Genomic DNA, 16,238 nt, shown 5'->3' on the forward strand with positions numbered 1-16,238 from the left:
TATGGTGAGATTATTACGATTGTAATTTCTATTCAGTAGGTTACCAAATACAAAAATAAGACTGAATGAAGATAAAGCCTCTGGCAGATGTCACGGATTTTGAAAGGAGCCAATTGTGCAAGCACAATTCAAAATCCAGGACGCAATTACGCCAAGGCGTAATTGATTTACACGGAAGGGATGATTGCAAATGGAACCAATTAATATCGTAAACAGTGTGATAACACCACTCGATCGTAAAAATGTCGATACAGACCAAATTATTTCAAAAGAGTTTTTAAAGCGTATTGAGCGTACAGGTTTTGGTCAGTATTTATTTTATCATTGGCGCTTTGATGCAGAGGGCAATGAAATTAAGGATTTTGTATTAAACAAACCTGAATTTAAAGACTCTAAAATTTTAGTAGCTCAAGATAACTTCGGCTGTGGTTCATCTCGTGAACATGCACCGTGGGCAATCTTAGACTATGGCTTCAATGTAGTAATTGCACCATCCTTCGCAGATATTTTCCATAATAACTGCTTCAAAAATGGGATTTTACCAATCAAACTAACTGCAGCAGAGTGTGATGAAATTTTAGCTAAAAGCTTAGAAAATCCGTACAAGATGGAAGTCAATTTAGAAGCACAAACAGTAACGGGTGAAGATGGTACAGTTTATAAATTTAGCATCGATCCTTACTATAAAGAAACATTGCTAAATGGTTGGGATGAGATTGCCCTAACCTTTAAATACGAAGAACATATTGCTGCTTACGAAGCACAACGTATTGTATTTTAATAGATTGAGCGCTAACCTTTTGACTGAAGACACATTAAGTTGTCTTCAGTTTTTTTGTTGCTTGAAGAAGGGGGTGCTTTGATTGAAGTGGAAACTGCTCGGGTAGCAGGAAAAACTGATCGGGTTGGAACGGAAGCTGCACAGGTATCAGGAAAAACTGATCGGGTTGGAATGGAAACTGCTCAGGTATCAGAGAAAACTGATCGGGTGGGAATGGAAACTGCTCGGGTAGCAGGAAAAACTGATCGGGTTGGAATGGAAACTGCTCAGGTATCAGGAAAAACTGATCGGGTGGGAATGAAAACTGCTCAGGTATCAGGAAAAACTGATCAGGTTGGAATGGAAACTGCTCAGGTATCAGAGAAAACTCCTAGATTGGTAAATGATTATTCCTTACTACATAACATAGTTCCAATTAAAAACCACTTTAGTTATTTAAATGTTCAAAAACGCACCAAATTGAAGAATATTTTGATAATATATAAATAGAGTTAAGGGGAATAAATGGAACATTATCCAGTTTATCATCCCAACACTATAAGTTAGGGATGACATTTGTTAAAACATATCTCGTGCATATGAGTTGGAACGGAAAATATCTACACGTTTTGGTGATGAGTCAGTTTATTTAAACATTTACCAGAATACTTTTGTGAAAAGTAATAAAGGGAGGAACTATAAATGAAAATCCTTCGAAAATACAGCTTATTAATTGGAGGCTTAGGTTTTTCAAAATTAGGGGACTGGATTTACCTTGTAGCGCTAAATTTATTTATATGGCATTTAACACAATCACCGGCAGCGATGGCTGGAATCTTTATTGTCGGACCAATAGCAAGAGTTTTAACAAGTTTGGTAGCTGGCTCTTTTATTGATCGTATGAATAAACGCAAGTTGATGATTGCAACTGATATTATACGAGGTTTCATTGTTTTTTGTATGCCGTTTATGGAATCAATTTGGCTCATCTATACACTGTTATTTTTAGCGAATATAGCGAGTAGTTTCTTTGGGCCTAGTAGTACATATTATATTACAAAGTTAGTTCCTTCAGAAGATAGACAACGATTCAACGCAATACTTGGCACGTTCAATTCAGGCTCGTTTTTAGTAGGTCCAGCACTTGCAGGACTCCTCATCATGCTTTTTAATACAACATTTACGATTTGGTTTAACAGCTTTACATTTTTTGTTTGTGCTTTGATTATTTACTTATTACCTGATGTAGATGATGTGAAGAAAACTTCACTGCAACGTATTACGTGGCAAATACTAAAAAATGACTATCTAGTTGTAATAGCTTTCATTCGACAAAATTCATTATTTATAATGATTTATTTACTGTTTCAAAGTACATTAATGATTGCATTTGCGCTTGATTCTCAGGAAACAACCTTTATTAAACAAGATTTGGCTTTATCCGATAGCTTATATGGAGCTTTTGTGAGTAGTGCAGGAGCTGGAGCAATTTTAGGTGGAATGGTTGCTGCAAGCTTCGCTAAAAAATGGTCCACTCGGTCATATATGGCTTTTGGCTTGTTCCTGACAATGCTGTTTTATACAGCTTTTTATGCCTCGACATCGAGTATTTTGACATTTGTAAGTTTCGTTTTTTTAGGCTTTTTTATGGCATTTAGTAATACTGGTTATGAAACGTTTTATCAGCAAAATGTACCACCTGAGATGATGGGGAGATTCGGTAGTATTTCTAGTATTTTTCAAAATATTTTACAAATCTCCTTTACTTTACTATTAGGTCTGTTTGCAGAATTATTTACGCTTCAAATGACTGCAATTGTTTTCGGTATTATCAGTATTTTATTGTCAATCACATTATATTTTGTGCTATATTCCCCGAAAAACTACATCGGGTTAAAGGAGGAAGTATCATGATTAGTTATAAGGTTCATTGTATTTTTTGTAAGAAAATATTTGAAGTTGTAGAAGGCACAAGGAAATATAAGCTATATAAAGAAAATATGGACGGGAAGTTTTCCTGTGAAGATTGTGATAGGAAAATTGAATTAGAGGCAAGGAAAGGTTTATTGGGAAAACTTTAACCTCTTTTAGCGAGTGTCCAAACGTCCGCTGAAATAGAGGAACTTTATTCGAATAGCGCCACGTCCTGTGGCAAAGATGAGTGACCAATATCCTGTCGCTGCCGCTACGTTGCACTGCGCTTTCGCACAAAAACCATCTGTCGCTGCCGCTACGTTAAAGGGTGATGAAAAACTGCATTGCAGAATATTGAGTAAGAAGATCAGTACCCCATAATTTTCAAATGTAAATGGCCTGTCTTTCTACTGTTTTCTCAGTTAAAATGGAAAAATAAGATGGAAGGTAGGTCAAAAGATGATTACAGTTATAGGTAGCATAAATATGGATTTAGTTGTACAAATGGGGGTTTTTCCAAAGCAGGGTGAAACGATCCTTGGTGAAGATTTCCAAACGATTCCAGGAGGGAAAGGGGCTAATCAGGCAATTGCTGCAGCACGTCTTGGAAGTGAAGTCACAATGATAGGCTGCGTAGGTTCCGATAGTTTTGGCAAAACATTGTGCAATGTTTTACAGCAAGAGCATATTCAAACTGAAGCTATTACAAGCGTATCGGCACCAACTGGGATTGCTAATATTTTAATCTACAATAATGATAACCGTATCATAGTAGTACCAGGGGCAAATTATGAGTTAACACCTGCGCATATAGAGGCAGCGAAAGAAATCATTCAAAAAAGTCAAATGGTCATTATGCAGCTAGAAATCCCAACGGAAACGACCGCTTATGCAATAAAACTTTGTAAAGAAGCGAATGTACCTGTTTTATTAAATCCTGCACCAGCGGCTAATTTTGATGTGCAATGGATGGAGGATATTGCCTATATCACACCAAATGAAACGGAGTGTGCAGAAATTTTTGGAAATGATGTAGAACAAATATTAGAAAAGTATCCTAATAAAATGATTATTACGCTAGGTAGTGATGGCGCACGCTATTTTGATGGTGAATATCCTATTCATGTTCCGGGCTATTTGACGAAAGCAGTAGATACAACAGGTGCAGGTGATACGTTTAACGGTGCACTCGCTTATGCTTTAGCAGAAGGGCAATCATTGGATCAGGCAGTGTATTTTGCAAATATTGCAGCTTCATTATCAGTGGAGAAATTCGGTGCACAAGGTGGAATGCCAACACTTGGAGCAGTTTACTCACGTCTGGCTGGAATGGAAGACTAACTCTCTTACGAATTTATCATAATAATTTTTATTTCTTTTAGTCTGAATGAGTAATAGTATCTGAGATAACCTGTTTAAAAATGTAAGATTTATTACCTATTTGTGACGTTTACATTTAAGTATATTGTCCTTTTTTGTCATTATTTCTTAGTACTATATATTAATAAATGAATATTTTCATTTATAATAACTTTAGATACATACGAAAAGAGGTTTTGGGGATGACAAATATTGATAATGTTCCGATCGAATATACAGCCTCAGCGAATAATATTTTGCCACAGCTTGTCGATCATTTGCGACAATTACATGGCATTATTGTACAAAATACTTATGTAAAAGATACAGCTAAACATTTAAATCGTATCATTCAAGATGCTAACAACGAAACGATGATTCTTATTGTTGGGAAAGAGCGTGTTGGAAAAACAACACTTGTAAATGGACTTTTAGGACGTCAAGTTTTGCCTGTTAGTGATCAGTATCCAACAGGGGTAAATACATTTTTGCGATACGGTGAACATGAAGAAATAAAGGCGTATTTTTTAGATGGCGTTGTAGCAATATTTGATATGAGCAAGCTAGAATTATTGACAACTAGCGATACTTTTGCATCTCAAATACTACGAGAACATTTAGATTACTTAGAAGTATATTTGAAAAACGATTTATTAAAATCAGTAACAATTATTGATTCGGTTTCATTGGAAGCTGGAGGAGGGGAAATGGCCTACTTCCCAGAGGCATTGATGAACCGTGTTGACGAAATCTTTTGGGTATTACGCTCAGGTTCGATGGCTATTTATCCTGAAATATTATTGATGGAAACGCTAAAAAACAAAGGTGTTGAGCCTCTTTGTGTCATCAATGCTATAGATTCAAATGAAAATACACAGGCGTTTATTAATGCTGAGAGAGAACGAATTGGGCATTTAATAAGTGATTTTGTCGCTATCTCTGCAAGAGAAGCGATTGAAGCTAAACAGACTAATAGTGATGAGCTTTGGGAGAAAAGTAAGTATGAGCAATTAATTTCAGAAATTCATCGGGTTGCAGAAAATAGTGATAAGAAAACGTATGGCATTTTAATTCGCTTCTTGCAATGGCTTGAACGATTCCGCTTCGAATTAACTGTTATTCCACAAAGAGATCCATTCCAATCTGCAGTTGAAAACATTGAAAAGTATGCAGGCGATACACAATACGAATTTTCACGCTATCAACGTGATTTAGCGATTGTAACTGAATATGAGCAAGAATACGAGCAGGTTGCCAACGTATTTAAAAATGTTCAAACATTATACCAACTTTTACAAACCATTTCACAAAATGATTATTTTCAGGATGAAATTGTGGAAAGCTTTACAGAAAAAGCTGTTTTATATCAACAAATGTTACGGGAATACCGTAATATGCATAGCGATTATATACGTGAATATGATCGATTGGACGCTCAGCATAAAAAAATTCACGGAAAAGGCCTTATGAAAGCTATTTTTGGTCAGCATACGCAAAATGGATTTTTCAAGGAACGTGTCAACAAGTTAAATGAGCAGCAAGTTGTTTGTATTGCACAATATGAAAAAGTGCAAGAAGCAGAAGCAACGATGCTTCAGTCCCTTTATTCAATACAAAGTTATCTTATGGAGTTAACGAAAAAACGTTTGGAACGCATTGAGCAAAAAGTGCAAGAGCTAAATCACCAACGTTCAAAAGAAAAGCGTCAATTAAAGTTATACGCAAATAAATTAAATGAATTTTCTTGTTTAATTGAGGCGCAGGGCTATATTAAAGAAAATATTCAACCATTTTTAATGGACGAACAAATGCCGTTAAAAGAAAAAGATATTGTCATGCTAAAAGAAACAATTAACAGTATTATAAGCATTGATCTAACAAATAATGGGCTACTTGCACGTAGTCAAATGAACAATAAAATGGAGAGCATTGCAATTCCTTTCGATGTTCAGAAAAAATATCCATTACATACGTTAGCTTTAACAGAAGTAGATGTAAAATCAAACGATATACCAGAAATACCGAAAAAATTAGATATTCAATATGAAGAATAAATGTTAAAAGAAATGTTCTAAAATTATTTTGTAATTTTAGAACATTTTTATGTATTTCTTGTTTTTTACAAATGGGTTATTTGGCGAAAATTGGAACCAAATATGACGATTTTCGTATTGATAGTAGGAGGGATAAACATGATTCAAATTAAAGGACGTTTTACTGAAGCGAAAATTTATTCAAATACAGCCTTACAATCAGCTATTGATCAAATTAAAGAATTGGCAAATCAAGCCTTTATGGAAGGAACAAAAGTACGGATTATGCCAGATTATCATGCAGGGAAGGGTTGTGTTATTGGCACAACAATTCAACTGCAAAATCGTGTAGTGCCTAATCTTGTAGGCGTTGATGTAGGCTGTGGTGTATTTGTAGCAGAGTTAAATGAGGCGGATATCGATTTTTCGAAACTTGATGCTACAATTCGAGCACATATACCAAGCGGACAGAATATCCATCAGGAAGTATCTTCTGCACGTCATTTTGTTGAATTCGAGGGGAGACAGTTTGTAGCAAGTGGTTTAAAAGATGACTATACGAATTTATCGCTTGGTACACTTGGGGGAGGCAATCATTTTATCGAGCTTGCCAAAGACGAAGCAGGCACACATTACTTACTTATCCATACTGGGTCGCGTTATGTCGGAGCTAAGGTAGCGAATTGGCATCAAAAAAGAGCCTATGAAACATTACAACAAGGAGATTTAAAAGATAAAATTGCCGTGCTGAAATATCAGGGGCGCGAAAAAGAAATTCAAACGATGATTAAAGCTTTTAAAGAGCAAAATCCTATTGTACCAAAAGATTTAGCTTATTTAGAGGGTGAGTATTTCCATGATTATATTCACGATATGAAAATTGCTCAGCAATATGCCCAGATGAATCGTTGGACAATTGCCGAAACAATCTCTAAGCATATGAACTGGCGTTTTAACGAAACATTCGATACGATCCATAACTATATTGATACAGAAACAATGACGTTAAGAAAAGGAGCCGTTCGAGCAAATAAAGGGGAGAAGCTCGTTATTCCTATGAATATGCGGGATGGCTCACTCATTTGTATGGGGAAAGGGAATGCAGATTGGAATTACTCAGCACCACATGGGGCAGGGAGAATGTATTCTCGCCGTGCTGCAAAAGAAGCACTAAACATGGAAGATTTTAAAGAAATGATGCAAGGTATTTGGACAACATCCGTAAACGAAGAAACATTAGATGAAGCCCCAATGGCCTATAAGCCGATGTCAGAAATTACATCTGTTCTTGAGGAAACTGCAGATATAATAAAAGTGATTACACCTGTTTATAATTTTAAAGCTAGCGAAGCCGTAAAGCCTTATGAGCGAAAAAATCGGAAAAATCCCTAATAATAGAAAGTACTTGCATTTACTCTTATCTATTAACATTATTTCTTTAATGGTATAAAATAGGCTTACAAAGATGAAGTGGGTGGTTTTTTGGTATCTTCAAAAGATGTGGCTAAATATGCGGGTGTCTCTCAAACAACGGTTTCAAGAGTGTTAAATACTCCTGAACTCGTAAAGCCGAAAACTGTTGAAAAAGTGATGCGGGCAATTGAGGATTTAAACTATATTCCAAATGATATTGCAAGATCACTTGTACAGAAAAAAACTGGCATTATTACTTTGATATCAGGGCCTTTACATAATCCTTTTTTTGTCGATACAACTACTGCAATTGTTAATTATGTTAATGCTCGGGGCTATAAAGTAAATGTTTATTTTGGTACGGAAGATGATTTAAATTCTATTTATAATTCTGTTTTGGAAACTAGGGCTGATGCGATTATTTTATCGTCAATGTTATATGAAGATGACTTATTTTTTAAGCTTGAAAAACTAGGCATTCCATTTATCATGTATAATCGCAAGCATCGAGAAAACAGGTATTTTGTAGAAATTGATAATGTGGAAGCTGGTTATATAGCGACGAATCATATTTTATCTTTAGGTCATCGTGACATATGCTGGATTGGCGGTCCACATGAAATTAGTACTTTTTTTGAGAGGTACAATGGCTTTAAAAATGCTTTAAAGGACAGCGCTATAGATATAAATACAGTGCCAGCATTTTTTACAAATACGAAAAAAGACGATATTGAACGAATGTTTGAGGAAATACTAAAGCTTCCTACTAGGCCTACCGCTATTTGTGCCGCAACAGATGCGATTGCTATTGAAATTTTAAACCTTTGCTTAGAGAGGGGCTTTCGTGTTCCTCAAGATTTTAATGTTATTGGTATTGATAATGTGGAACTCAGTAAGCACCATTCAATTGCTTTAACAACAGTAGGTCTAGAATCCGAAAAAAACCTCGGATTTATTGCTATTGAAAAATTATTTGAGGTAATGGAGAAAAAAAGTGCTTGCATCCAACAAACAGAATCTGTTAAACTTTTCCCGAGAAATACAACAAGTAAAAAAATAAACTGATGCCTCAGTTTATTTTTTAAAGCTAAAATGGTTACGTATTCATTTTTTTATTTTCAGAAATGAATACGTAACCATTTGAAGAGAGGAGTGAGTAAGGTCTTGAAAAAGAGCTTATTTATTAATGGACAATGGCAAAAGACAGATGAATTTATGGAGGTTCAAGCTCCCTACTCAAAAGAGGTCATTGCTCAATTTGCTATGGCCACTGAAGATGATGTACAGCATGCAATTGAAAGTGCTCATGCAGCAGAAGCCGAAATGGCAGCATTAACAGCATTTCAAAGAGCAGAAATTTTAGAACAATTATCGGATCTATTTGCAGAAAATCGAGAAGAGGCAGCTAGAATTATTTCACTAGAATCAGCTAAGCCGTTAAAATATGCCTATGCTGAGATTGATCGAACGATTGAAACTTACAAATTTGCAGCAGAAGAAGCAAAGCGGCTATCTGGTGAAATGATTCCGATGGATGCATCTAAAAGTGGAGAGGGTAGATTTGGTTATACCATTCGAGAGCCATTGGGCGTTATTGCGGCTATTACACCTTTTAATTTTCCGCAAAATTTAGTAGCCCATAAAGTTGGACCCGCATTAGCAGCTGGAAATACGATTGTTTTGAAGCCTGCAACCCAAACAGCGTTATCTGCTCATTTTTTAGCACAATTATTGGCACAAACAAAATTACCAGCAGGTGCATTTAACTTAGTAACTGGGCAAGGAAAACTAGTAGGAGATGCCTTTTTAGCACATCCAAAAGTAAAGATGATTACATTTACCGGAAGTCCTGCTGTAGGTATTTCCCTCCGCAATCGCGCTGGCTTAAAGAAAGTCACATTAGAACTTGGTTCGAATGCAGGTGTTATTGTTGATGAAGGGATTCAACTCGATAAGATTATGGACCGAATTGTAATGGGGGCTTTTTCAAATCAAGGTCAAGTTTGCATCTCCCTACAGCGTATATATGTAAAAGAAAATATGATGAATGTATTTTTAGAAAAACTAAAAGCAAAAATAGAACAGCTAACAATAGGGGACCCTTTAGATGTAACAACGGATTTAGCGATGATGATTTCAGAAACGGAGCAACAGCGTGCTGTTACATGGATAGAAGAAGCGGTAGCAGAAGGTGCCGAAGTACTGACAGGTGGTCGTATTGACAATAATATTTTACTTCCAACAGTATTATATAATGTATCCTCTCAAAGCCGTGTATCTTGTGAAGAAATATTTGCACCTGTTGTAATTGTCAATCCTGTTTCTTCCATAGAAGAAGCCATTGATGCTGTCAATGATTCACATTACGGCTTACAGGCAGGCATATTTACACCTTCAATCGAGATGGCCTTTAATGCTTCAAAGAAATTACAAGTAGGAGGCGTCATTATTAATGACGTTCCAACATACCGTGTTGACCATATGCCATATGGCGGCATTAAAGAAAGTGGAACTGGTCGAGAAGGCATCAAATATGCAGTTGAGGAAATGACAGAAATGAAGCTAGTGGTTTGGAATAACAATTAACTTCTTTCAGTAGCAATGTTTTAAGTAGCGAAAGCAAAGCGACAGCTACAATTATGTCGAGTTATAAATGATTCGGAAATGGGGATGGTTGTAAATGAATATAATCAAACAGCACCCGAAATTGTATGTTATGGATAATGGAACAATGCGAATGGATTGCCATGCATAACCCTGCAACGATTGATCATCCAAACCAGCCAAATGAATTTGTAGAGCATCACCTGTCAAGCCACCTTGTATACTTTATAATTCTGGTGGCTATAATTCTACAGTTGAACGAATTAGACGATTAGCAAATGAAACAAATTCGCATTGTGGTTTGGCCGTGACTCAGTCCAATTTAAGTCATTTAGAAAATCGAATTATGAATAGATAGGAGTAGAACAATTATGCATAAATTAACCTTTACTCCTGCGAGTTATACAGGCTGGGGTTGTTTAAGTCAGCTACTACCGGAAGTAGAAAAATTGAAAGCAAATAATATTTTAATCATCACAGATCCATTTTTAAAAGAGTTAGGTTTAACAGATCATCTTGAAAAGCCTTTACTTGAAAATGGGTACGCTACAACTATTTATACCGATATTGCCCCAGAGCCACCGCTCGCAATTGGTGAAAAACTAGTTGATTTTACTCGAAAACATCATTTTGATTTAGTGATCGGTTTAGGGGGAGGAAGTGCATTAGACTTAGCGAAACTTGCCGCGGTTTTAGCAACACATGATGGGAAAGTGGCAGATTACTTAAATTTAACAGGAACAAAAACCCTTGAAAATAAAGGGTTACCTAAAATTTTAATTCCAACTACATCCGGAACAGGCTCAGAAGTGACAAATATTTCAGTACTGTCACTTGAAACGACGAAGGATGTTGTGACACATGATTACTTATTAGCAGATGTCTCCATTGTAGACCCTGCGTTAACGATTTCCTTACCACCCAAAGTGACCGCTGCTACAGGCGTAGATGCTTTAACACATGCAATAGAGGCCTATGTTTCTGTAAATGCCAATGAAGTAACTGATGCACTTGCACTACAAGCTATAAAATTAATTAGTGGCTCCATTCGAACTGCAGTGCATGACGGTCAAAATAAGCAGGCACGCTCGGATATGAGTTATGGTAGTTATTTAGCAGGCTTAGCCTTTTTTAATGCTGGTGTTGCAGGAGTACACGCTTTAGCTTATCCACTTGGTGGCCAGTTCCATATTGCTCATGGAGATTCCAACGCAGTGCTATTACCATATGTCATGGGCTATATTCGTCAAAGTTGCGAAAAACGTATGAAAGATATTTTAGATGCAATGGGTATTTCATCTGCGTATTTATCGCAAGAAGAGGCTTCCTATAAATGTGTAGATGCATTAAAGCAACTTGTGAAGGACGTTAATATTCCATCCACATTACAAGGATTTAATATACCTGAAACAGCACTGGAACAACTAACGGATGATGCGACAAAGCAAACAAGAATTCTGGCACGTAGTCCGATGCCACTTAAGCGAGAAGATATCTATTCGATATATCGAGCTGCGTTTGATGGAGAAGTTCGAGAACCTCATCTACTATAACGAAGATACGAGAAACGTTGAATTGTGGGCGTTTCTCTTTTTTAGGAGCTTTTTCAATGATTAAAGTCCCTATTAGTGAAATAACTAAATCCTTTCAGGTAAATAATGTTTCCAAAGCATCAGTATGCTCCTTAAATAGAGCAATGGTTTTATTGTTTGGTTTTTGCAAAAATAATAGAATAATCCTCTTCATTAAGACTCATTTTGTTTCCGCAAGCATTTAATCATAGTTACTTTTATTGGACTTTAAATATACAGTATTCAAAGCATGAATCGAATATCCTTTTTCTGGTGTATCAAACAACATTAAATGCTGATAACAGAAATTTGTTTGAATTCCTTGCGAGCGTAATAATGCTGCTAAAAGGTTTGATTTTTCATACAAATACCTTTGTTTATACTTCAATACATCTAAGGCGTGACAAGTAACTTTTTCCCCTTGAATATCCCAAGAATGTGATATTTCATCACGTACAAATTCAAAAGCAGTTTCTGTTTTAGTTAAGTTAAAAAATTCCTCAATTTTTTCTTTAATAATTGAATTTGAGTAATCAACCACATCTAATTCAAGTAAAAAATCACCTGAATTTTCAGACTCAAATCAAACCCCATAAACATAAACCCTTTCTATTGTATTTTTTATTTGTAATTATATGTTAATAAATAACATGGGGGTGGTTAGTATATATATTAAATTCAACAAACAGTGCAGTTTAGTTAAGCAACAGTAGTGAGTTATTGTTAAAATGATGTTAGTATAGAATTTTAAAGAAACTAAAGGGGAGGGATAGTATTGCAAATTAATTTGAACAAATCTCTTGCTTGGAAAATGGGGGAGATGCTTGAAGCTGGCTTAATAACATATAAGCACTATTTATTATTTTGTGATGAAATTATAGATAAATCTGAAAGTCCTCCTTATTGGATTATAGAACTTTCATTAACAAAATTTCAAAACGGTGCAGAAAGAATTGTAAAGGAATTTGCAAATTCGGAACCCTTTGAAAATTTTCCTGAATTAAATGATTTCTACTTGGCTTGTTTATTTTTAAAATATAAACAACGTCAAATATCTTGGGCAAGTTTTCTTTTTAGTGCTGGATGGTATAGTGACGGTTCCCATTGTTCAATCCATTGTGAATTTTTTTATGACCTGCTTAATGCTTATGAAAATTCCAAATACAGTCAAGGTTTAGAAGAAATTCAAGTAATAGATGTTCAAAATCTTCTTAAGATAAATATTAGTGAAGTACAAGTCATTTATAAGATATTTGAATATTACTTTGACAAATATGTATCTAGTTCACGATGAATACTAAAATTTCAAAAAATTAAAATTATTATAGGAGCCGTTTTTCTTATTGAAGTAGTTTAGTTCAATAAGAAGTATGATAAGATTTGGTTAAAAAAGAGCGAAGAGATTATATGAAATATACTTGTCCTTGTTGTGGATATAGAATATTAGACGAGACCCCCAGGGACTTATATGGAGTTCAATTTGATGAGCGGAGGAGCTAACATTCCATCCTTGAGACAAGCACCATAAAAATTTATTATGTTTGGGGCTTCTGAGTAAAGGTGTATTGAGTTTGTAAGAAAACTTAATGAGAAAGACGAAAAAGAACCTAATTAGAAACGTTTATTACAGAGGAGAGTTATTCAGCTAACGGAGCTAACGGAGTACTTTAGTGAAATATTCAATTTAAGAAAAACATAAAAACAGAGTTGATTCTACACATCTTGTAGATTAACTCTGTTTTTATGTTTTAACAGCAACAATCAAAGAAGCCCTTTTTTTAACTTCTATTTTATGAGGTAATACATACAGAATATAAATGAAAATGAAATTTGTTACAATTGATAAAATAATTAAAAATAAATCGAACGAAAATGTCGGCTTGACTGTCTAATAAGTAGAAGGGGGGTGTATGTGATGGATGAACAAACATTGGTGAAGCGTGCGATAGCTGGGGATGAAGATGCTTTTTTACATCTAATAAAACAATATGAACAGACGATGTACCGTATGGCATTTGCTTGTTTAAGAAATGAACATGATGCCATTGAAGCAATACAAGAAGCTACATATCGAAGCCTAAAAAAGATACATACCATAAAAGAACCAGATTATTTTAGTACGTGGCTTGTCCGAATTTTACTTAATATTTGCCATGATATGCGTGAAAGAAGCAGACGTCTTGAATTGCAGGAAGACATAGAAATTAGTGATAATGCCCCCAATTATGAGCGCTTTGAAATGACAGATATTATTACAAAGCTACCAAAAGAGCAGCAAGAGCTTATTTTTCTGAAATATTTTCAAGATTATAAAAATCAAGATATCGCTAGACTTCAAAATGTTCCAGAAGGAACTGTGAAATCAAGGTTACATGCGGCATTGAAAAAGCTAAAACTATATTTTAAGGAGAAGGGAGAGCTATAGATGAAACAGGTAGAAAAGCATGATTATGATATTTTTGTCAAAGAATTAGCGAAAATTGATATACCACATGAGCATTTAGAAGAGTCGCATCGGAAAAGTGTCATACGCTTCCAAAAAGAAAAGCGTAATCGACACCGTATATGGAAAGGCATTGCTGTTACTTGTGCATTGCTGCTACTTTTTGTAACGTCTATCCGTGTATCTCCAGCTTTTGCGAGTGCCATCGCAAAAATCCCAGGCTTTGCGCCGTTAGTAGAGATGATTACGTTTGATAAAGGGGTCAAAGATATACTCCATAACAACTATTATGAGGAACTAGGATTGTCCCAAACGAAAAACGGTGTATCATTTACACTTCAAGGAGTTATTGCTGATGAAACAGGTATGATATTGCCTTATACATTTTCGGCACCGTTCGATGTTCATGATTTAGCAACCAAGAAAATGGAGCTCCGTCTAAATGGTGAGGTATTACCCGCTGGAATAAGTTACAGTTGGTATAGCGAAAAAGAAACATCTTTGATTGAAGATAAATTTGTGGCTTCATTTAAAAATCCTATAAATTATGACAATGCTAATTTTGAACTATATATACAATTTGCAGATGAAAAACAAACAGAGTTTACGATCCCATTCTCACTTAAAAAGCCAATAGCGAAAACAAAGGTCTATGTATTGAATGAAAAAATGAGCTTTGAAGGTCAGCAAATCACCATCAAGTCTGTATCTATTTCACCGCTCCGTACAGGTGTTACAATCGCTCTCGATCCACATAATGATCAGCGTATTTTAGGATTTGATGATATTCGTTTATTGGATGAAAGAGGGGAGGAATGGACGACGATTAATAATGGCATAACAGCTACAGGGAATTTTATCGATGGGGAAGAGACATTCTTTATGCAAAGTAATTATTTTAGAGAGCCTAAAAAGTTAACATTATCCATTGGAAAAGTAAAAGCATTGCCGAAAGGGCAAGATTTTATAGAGGTAGATTTTAACCAAAAGAAAGTTCTATCGAAACCACCTCTCCCAGGCTTAAAAGTTCAAGTTAATAAGCACATGATAACTATAAATGTTCCAACTTCATATGAAAATAAAAATATCGGTTTACTTGGTACAGCAATAGATGCAAATGGCGAAACTGTTTATAGTAATTCAGCAAGTTATCATCGAACTGATGAATACGTAATCGAACAAACCGAAACATATGACATGAAGGGAGTCGTCAATCCAGTTCGCATCTATTTCTCACATTATGAAAACTTTTTAGATGGAACTCAAACAGTTGATATTCCACTGAAATAGAGGTGGAATTTCGGTGCCGAAATAAATGTAAAAAGAGAAATGTTAGTTTTTAGCATTTCTTTTTTTATTAGGCTCTGTTTTAAAACCAAACGAAGAAGTAGGGTTTCTTAGTTTCTTAATTATAGTGGTACCTTTGAATAAGTCTATATAACTATGTTAAAAAAAGAGTCATTTTTATTCTTCCTGCGTAAATGTTAAGTAAGACTAAAACATTGAGGAGGAATAAAAAATGACTCAATTTACTAGTAAATTTTAAGCTTCAGCATCTGGTGTAAATGATCGTGTCGCTAATTCAGCGTCAAGCATAAAGATGGCGTTAGAATCATTTTCAATGCGTTCAATTTTACGAATTAACGTGTCGAATGTTGATTCTTCCTCCACTTGCTCGTCAATGAACCATTTTAAGAAAGCCATTGTCGCATGCTCACGTTCGTCTAAAGCGATATCCGATAGATTATAAATACGGCGAGTCACTTCCTTCTCGTGTGAAAGGGCAGTTTTGAAGGCATGTAAAATAGACTCGAAATGATTATCTGGGCTATCGAAGCCGTGGATTGTTGCACGGTAGCCCATATCGCTTAGGAAATTATAAAATTTCATTGCATGGAAGCGCTCTTCTTCAGCCTGTACTAAAAAGAAGTTGGCAAAGCCATCGTAATCTTGATCTGTGCAATATGCCGCCATCGCCATATAAGCATGCGCAGAGTAAAATTCAAAATTCATTTGTTCGTTTAGTGCTGTGTGTAGTTTTTCAGATAACATAAAAGTTTTCCTCCCTTTGCAGTAAATACCTGCTGCATCTCTTTTAGTATACAGCGAAGAAGGCAAGTGTGGCAATTTAATTGATTTTT

At 35.4% G+C, this 16,238-nt stretch carries 15 protein-coding genes and 2 pseudogenes; 15 read left to right on the forward strand and 2 right to left on the reverse strand.

Annotated features, from left to right (window positions below; all coding sequences use genetic code 11):
* The first annotated feature begins 190 nt into the window (after window positions 1-190).
* The 11 genes and pseudogenes from leuD (at window position 191) to ACIQ7N_RS12190 (ending at window position 11,636) form a co-directional block, all read left to right on the forward strand.
* A complete protein-coding gene (leuD, locus tag ACIQ7N_RS12145; RefSeq protein WP_402932295.1) occupies window positions 191-781 on the forward strand; it encodes a 3-isopropylmalate dehydratase small subunit in 591 nt (196 codons plus the stop codon).
* Between the two features lie 78 nt (window positions 782-859).
* A complete protein-coding gene (locus ACIQ7N_RS12150) occupies window positions 860-1,270 on the forward strand; it encodes a hypothetical protein (RefSeq protein ID WP_402932298.1) in 411 nt (136 codons plus the stop codon).
* A gap of 192 nt (window positions 1,271-1,462) precedes the next feature.
* The gene (locus tag ACIQ7N_RS12155; protein ID WP_402932301.1) at window positions 1,463-2,674 is read left to right on the forward strand and encodes an MFS transporter; all 1,212 of its coding nucleotides are present in this window, start codon (window positions 1,463-1,465) and stop codon (window positions 2,672-2,674) included.
* Window positions 2,671-2,841, forward strand: a complete 171-nt coding sequence (locus ACIQ7N_RS12160; RefSeq protein ID WP_185903359.1) for a hypothetical protein — start codon at window positions 2,671-2,673, stop codon at window positions 2,839-2,841. Before ACIQ7N_RS12155 ends, ACIQ7N_RS12160 begins: the two co-directional genes overlap by 4 nt.
* Window positions 2,842-3,133: 292 nt before the next feature.
* A complete protein-coding gene (rbsK, locus tag ACIQ7N_RS12165) occupies window positions 3,134-4,015 on the forward strand; it encodes a ribokinase (RefSeq protein ID WP_402932304.1) in 882 nt (293 codons plus the stop codon).
* A 221-nt stretch (window positions 4,016-4,236) separates the two neighbouring features.
* A complete protein-coding gene (locus ACIQ7N_RS12170; RefSeq protein WP_402932307.1) occupies window positions 4,237-6,087 on the forward strand; it encodes a dynamin family protein in 1,851 nt (616 codons plus the stop codon).
* A gap of 138 nt (window positions 6,088-6,225) precedes the next feature.
* Window positions 6,226-7,458 carry an RtcB family protein gene (locus tag ACIQ7N_RS12175; protein WP_402932310.1) on the forward strand — a complete coding sequence of 411 codons (1,233 nt, stop codon included), beginning with the start codon at window positions 6,226-6,228 and terminating at the stop codon, window positions 7,456-7,458.
* Between the two features lie 90 nt (window positions 7,459-7,548).
* A complete protein-coding gene (locus ACIQ7N_RS12180; protein ID WP_402932313.1) occupies window positions 7,549-8,544 on the forward strand; it encodes a LacI family DNA-binding transcriptional regulator in 996 nt (331 codons plus the stop codon).
* 99 nt (window positions 8,545-8,643) lie between these two features.
* The gene (locus ACIQ7N_RS12185; RefSeq protein ID WP_402932316.1) at window positions 8,644-10,065 is read left to right on the forward strand and encodes an aldehyde dehydrogenase family protein; all 1,422 of its coding nucleotides are present in this window, start codon (window positions 8,644-8,646) and stop codon (window positions 10,063-10,065) included.
* A 94-nt stretch (window positions 10,066-10,159) separates the two neighbouring features.
* Window positions 10,160-10,304, forward strand: a pseudogene (locus ACIQ7N_RS23685) (N-acyl homoserine lactonase family protein); the annotation flags it as partial.
* A gap of 150 nt (window positions 10,305-10,454) precedes the next feature.
* Window positions 10,455-11,636, forward strand: coding sequence for an iron-containing alcohol dehydrogenase (locus ACIQ7N_RS12190; protein ID WP_248716247.1), 1,182 nt, complete (start codon window positions 10,455-10,457; stop codon window positions 11,634-11,636).
* Between the two features lie 220 nt (window positions 11,637-11,856).
* On the opposite strand, the gene ACIQ7N_RS12195 is transcribed toward ACIQ7N_RS12190, so the two are convergent.
* Window positions 11,857-12,195 carry a transglutaminase domain-containing protein gene (locus tag ACIQ7N_RS12195; RefSeq protein WP_402932320.1) on the reverse strand — a complete coding sequence of 113 codons (339 nt, stop codon included), beginning with the start codon at window positions 12,193-12,195 and terminating at the stop codon, window positions 11,857-11,859.
* Between the two features lie 234 nt (window positions 12,196-12,429).
* Between ACIQ7N_RS12195 and ACIQ7N_RS12200 the strand changes: the two genes are divergently transcribed.
* From ACIQ7N_RS12200 to ACIQ7N_RS12215, 4 genes and pseudogenes are all read left to right on the forward strand, one after another.
* A complete protein-coding gene (locus tag ACIQ7N_RS12200) occupies window positions 12,430-12,948 on the forward strand; it encodes a hypothetical protein (RefSeq protein ID WP_402932323.1) in 519 nt (172 codons plus the stop codon).
* Window positions 12,949-13,061: 113 nt separating this feature from the next.
* A pseudogene (locus tag ACIQ7N_RS12205) lies at window positions 13,062-13,209 on the forward strand (CPCC family cysteine-rich protein); the annotation flags it as partial.
* A gap of 360 nt (window positions 13,210-13,569) precedes the next feature.
* Window positions 13,570-14,079 (forward strand): sigma-70 family RNA polymerase sigma factor, encoded by a 510-nt coding sequence (locus tag ACIQ7N_RS12210; protein WP_402932326.1) that lies wholly within the window; start codon window positions 13,570-13,572, stop codon window positions 14,077-14,079.
* Window positions 14,080-15,387, forward strand: a complete 1,308-nt coding sequence (locus ACIQ7N_RS12215) for a DUF4179 domain-containing protein (protein ID WP_402932329.1) — start codon at window positions 14,080-14,082, stop codon at window positions 15,385-15,387.
* A gap of 252 nt (window positions 15,388-15,639) precedes the next feature.
* Here ACIQ7N_RS12215 and ACIQ7N_RS12220 read toward each other — a convergent pair whose 3' ends face one another.
* Window positions 15,640-16,149, reverse strand: a complete 510-nt coding sequence (locus tag ACIQ7N_RS12220) for a ferritin (protein WP_248716244.1) — start codon at window positions 16,147-16,149, stop codon at window positions 15,640-15,642.
* Window positions 16,150-16,238: the final 89 nt, after the last annotated feature.

Origin of the sequence: Lysinibacillus sp. NPDC095746 (assembly GCF_044763535.1) — a bacterium.
Lineage (GTDB): Bacteria > Bacillota > Bacilli > Bacillales_A > Planococcaceae > Lysinibacillus.

Coding starts and splice junctions, on each gene's coding strand:
- leuD (WP_402932295.1), top strand. CDS start 191: ATGGAACCAATTAATATCGTAAACAGTGTGATAACACCACTCGATCGT.
- ACIQ7N_RS12155 (WP_402932301.1), top strand. CDS start 1,463: ATGAAAATCCTTCGAAAATACAGCTTATTAATTGGAGGCTTAGGTTTT.
- ACIQ7N_RS12160 (WP_185903359.1), top strand. CDS start 2,671: ATGATTAGTTATAAGGTTCATTGTATTTTTTGTAAGAAAATATTTGAA.
- rbsK (WP_402932304.1), top strand. CDS start 3,134: ATGATTACAGTTATAGGTAGCATAAATATGGATTTAGTTGTACAAATG.
- ACIQ7N_RS12170 (WP_402932307.1), top strand. CDS start 4,237: ATGACAAATATTGATAATGTTCCGATCGAATATACAGCCTCAGCGAAT.
- ACIQ7N_RS12175 (WP_402932310.1), top strand. CDS start 6,226: ATGATTCAAATTAAAGGACGTTTTACTGAAGCGAAAATTTATTCAAAT.
- ACIQ7N_RS12190 (WP_248716247.1), top strand. CDS start 10,455: ATGCATAAATTAACCTTTACTCCTGCGAGTTATACAGGCTGGGGTTGT.
- ACIQ7N_RS12210 (WP_402932326.1), top strand. CDS start 13,570: ATGGATGAACAAACATTGGTGAAGCGTGCGATAGCTGGGGATGAAGAT.
- ACIQ7N_RS12215 (WP_402932329.1), top strand. CDS start 14,080: ATGAAACAGGTAGAAAAGCATGATTATGATATTTTTGTCAAAGAATTA.
- ACIQ7N_RS12220 (WP_248716244.1), bottom strand. CDS start 16,149: ATGTTATCTGAAAAACTACACACAGCACTAAACGAACAAATGAATTTT.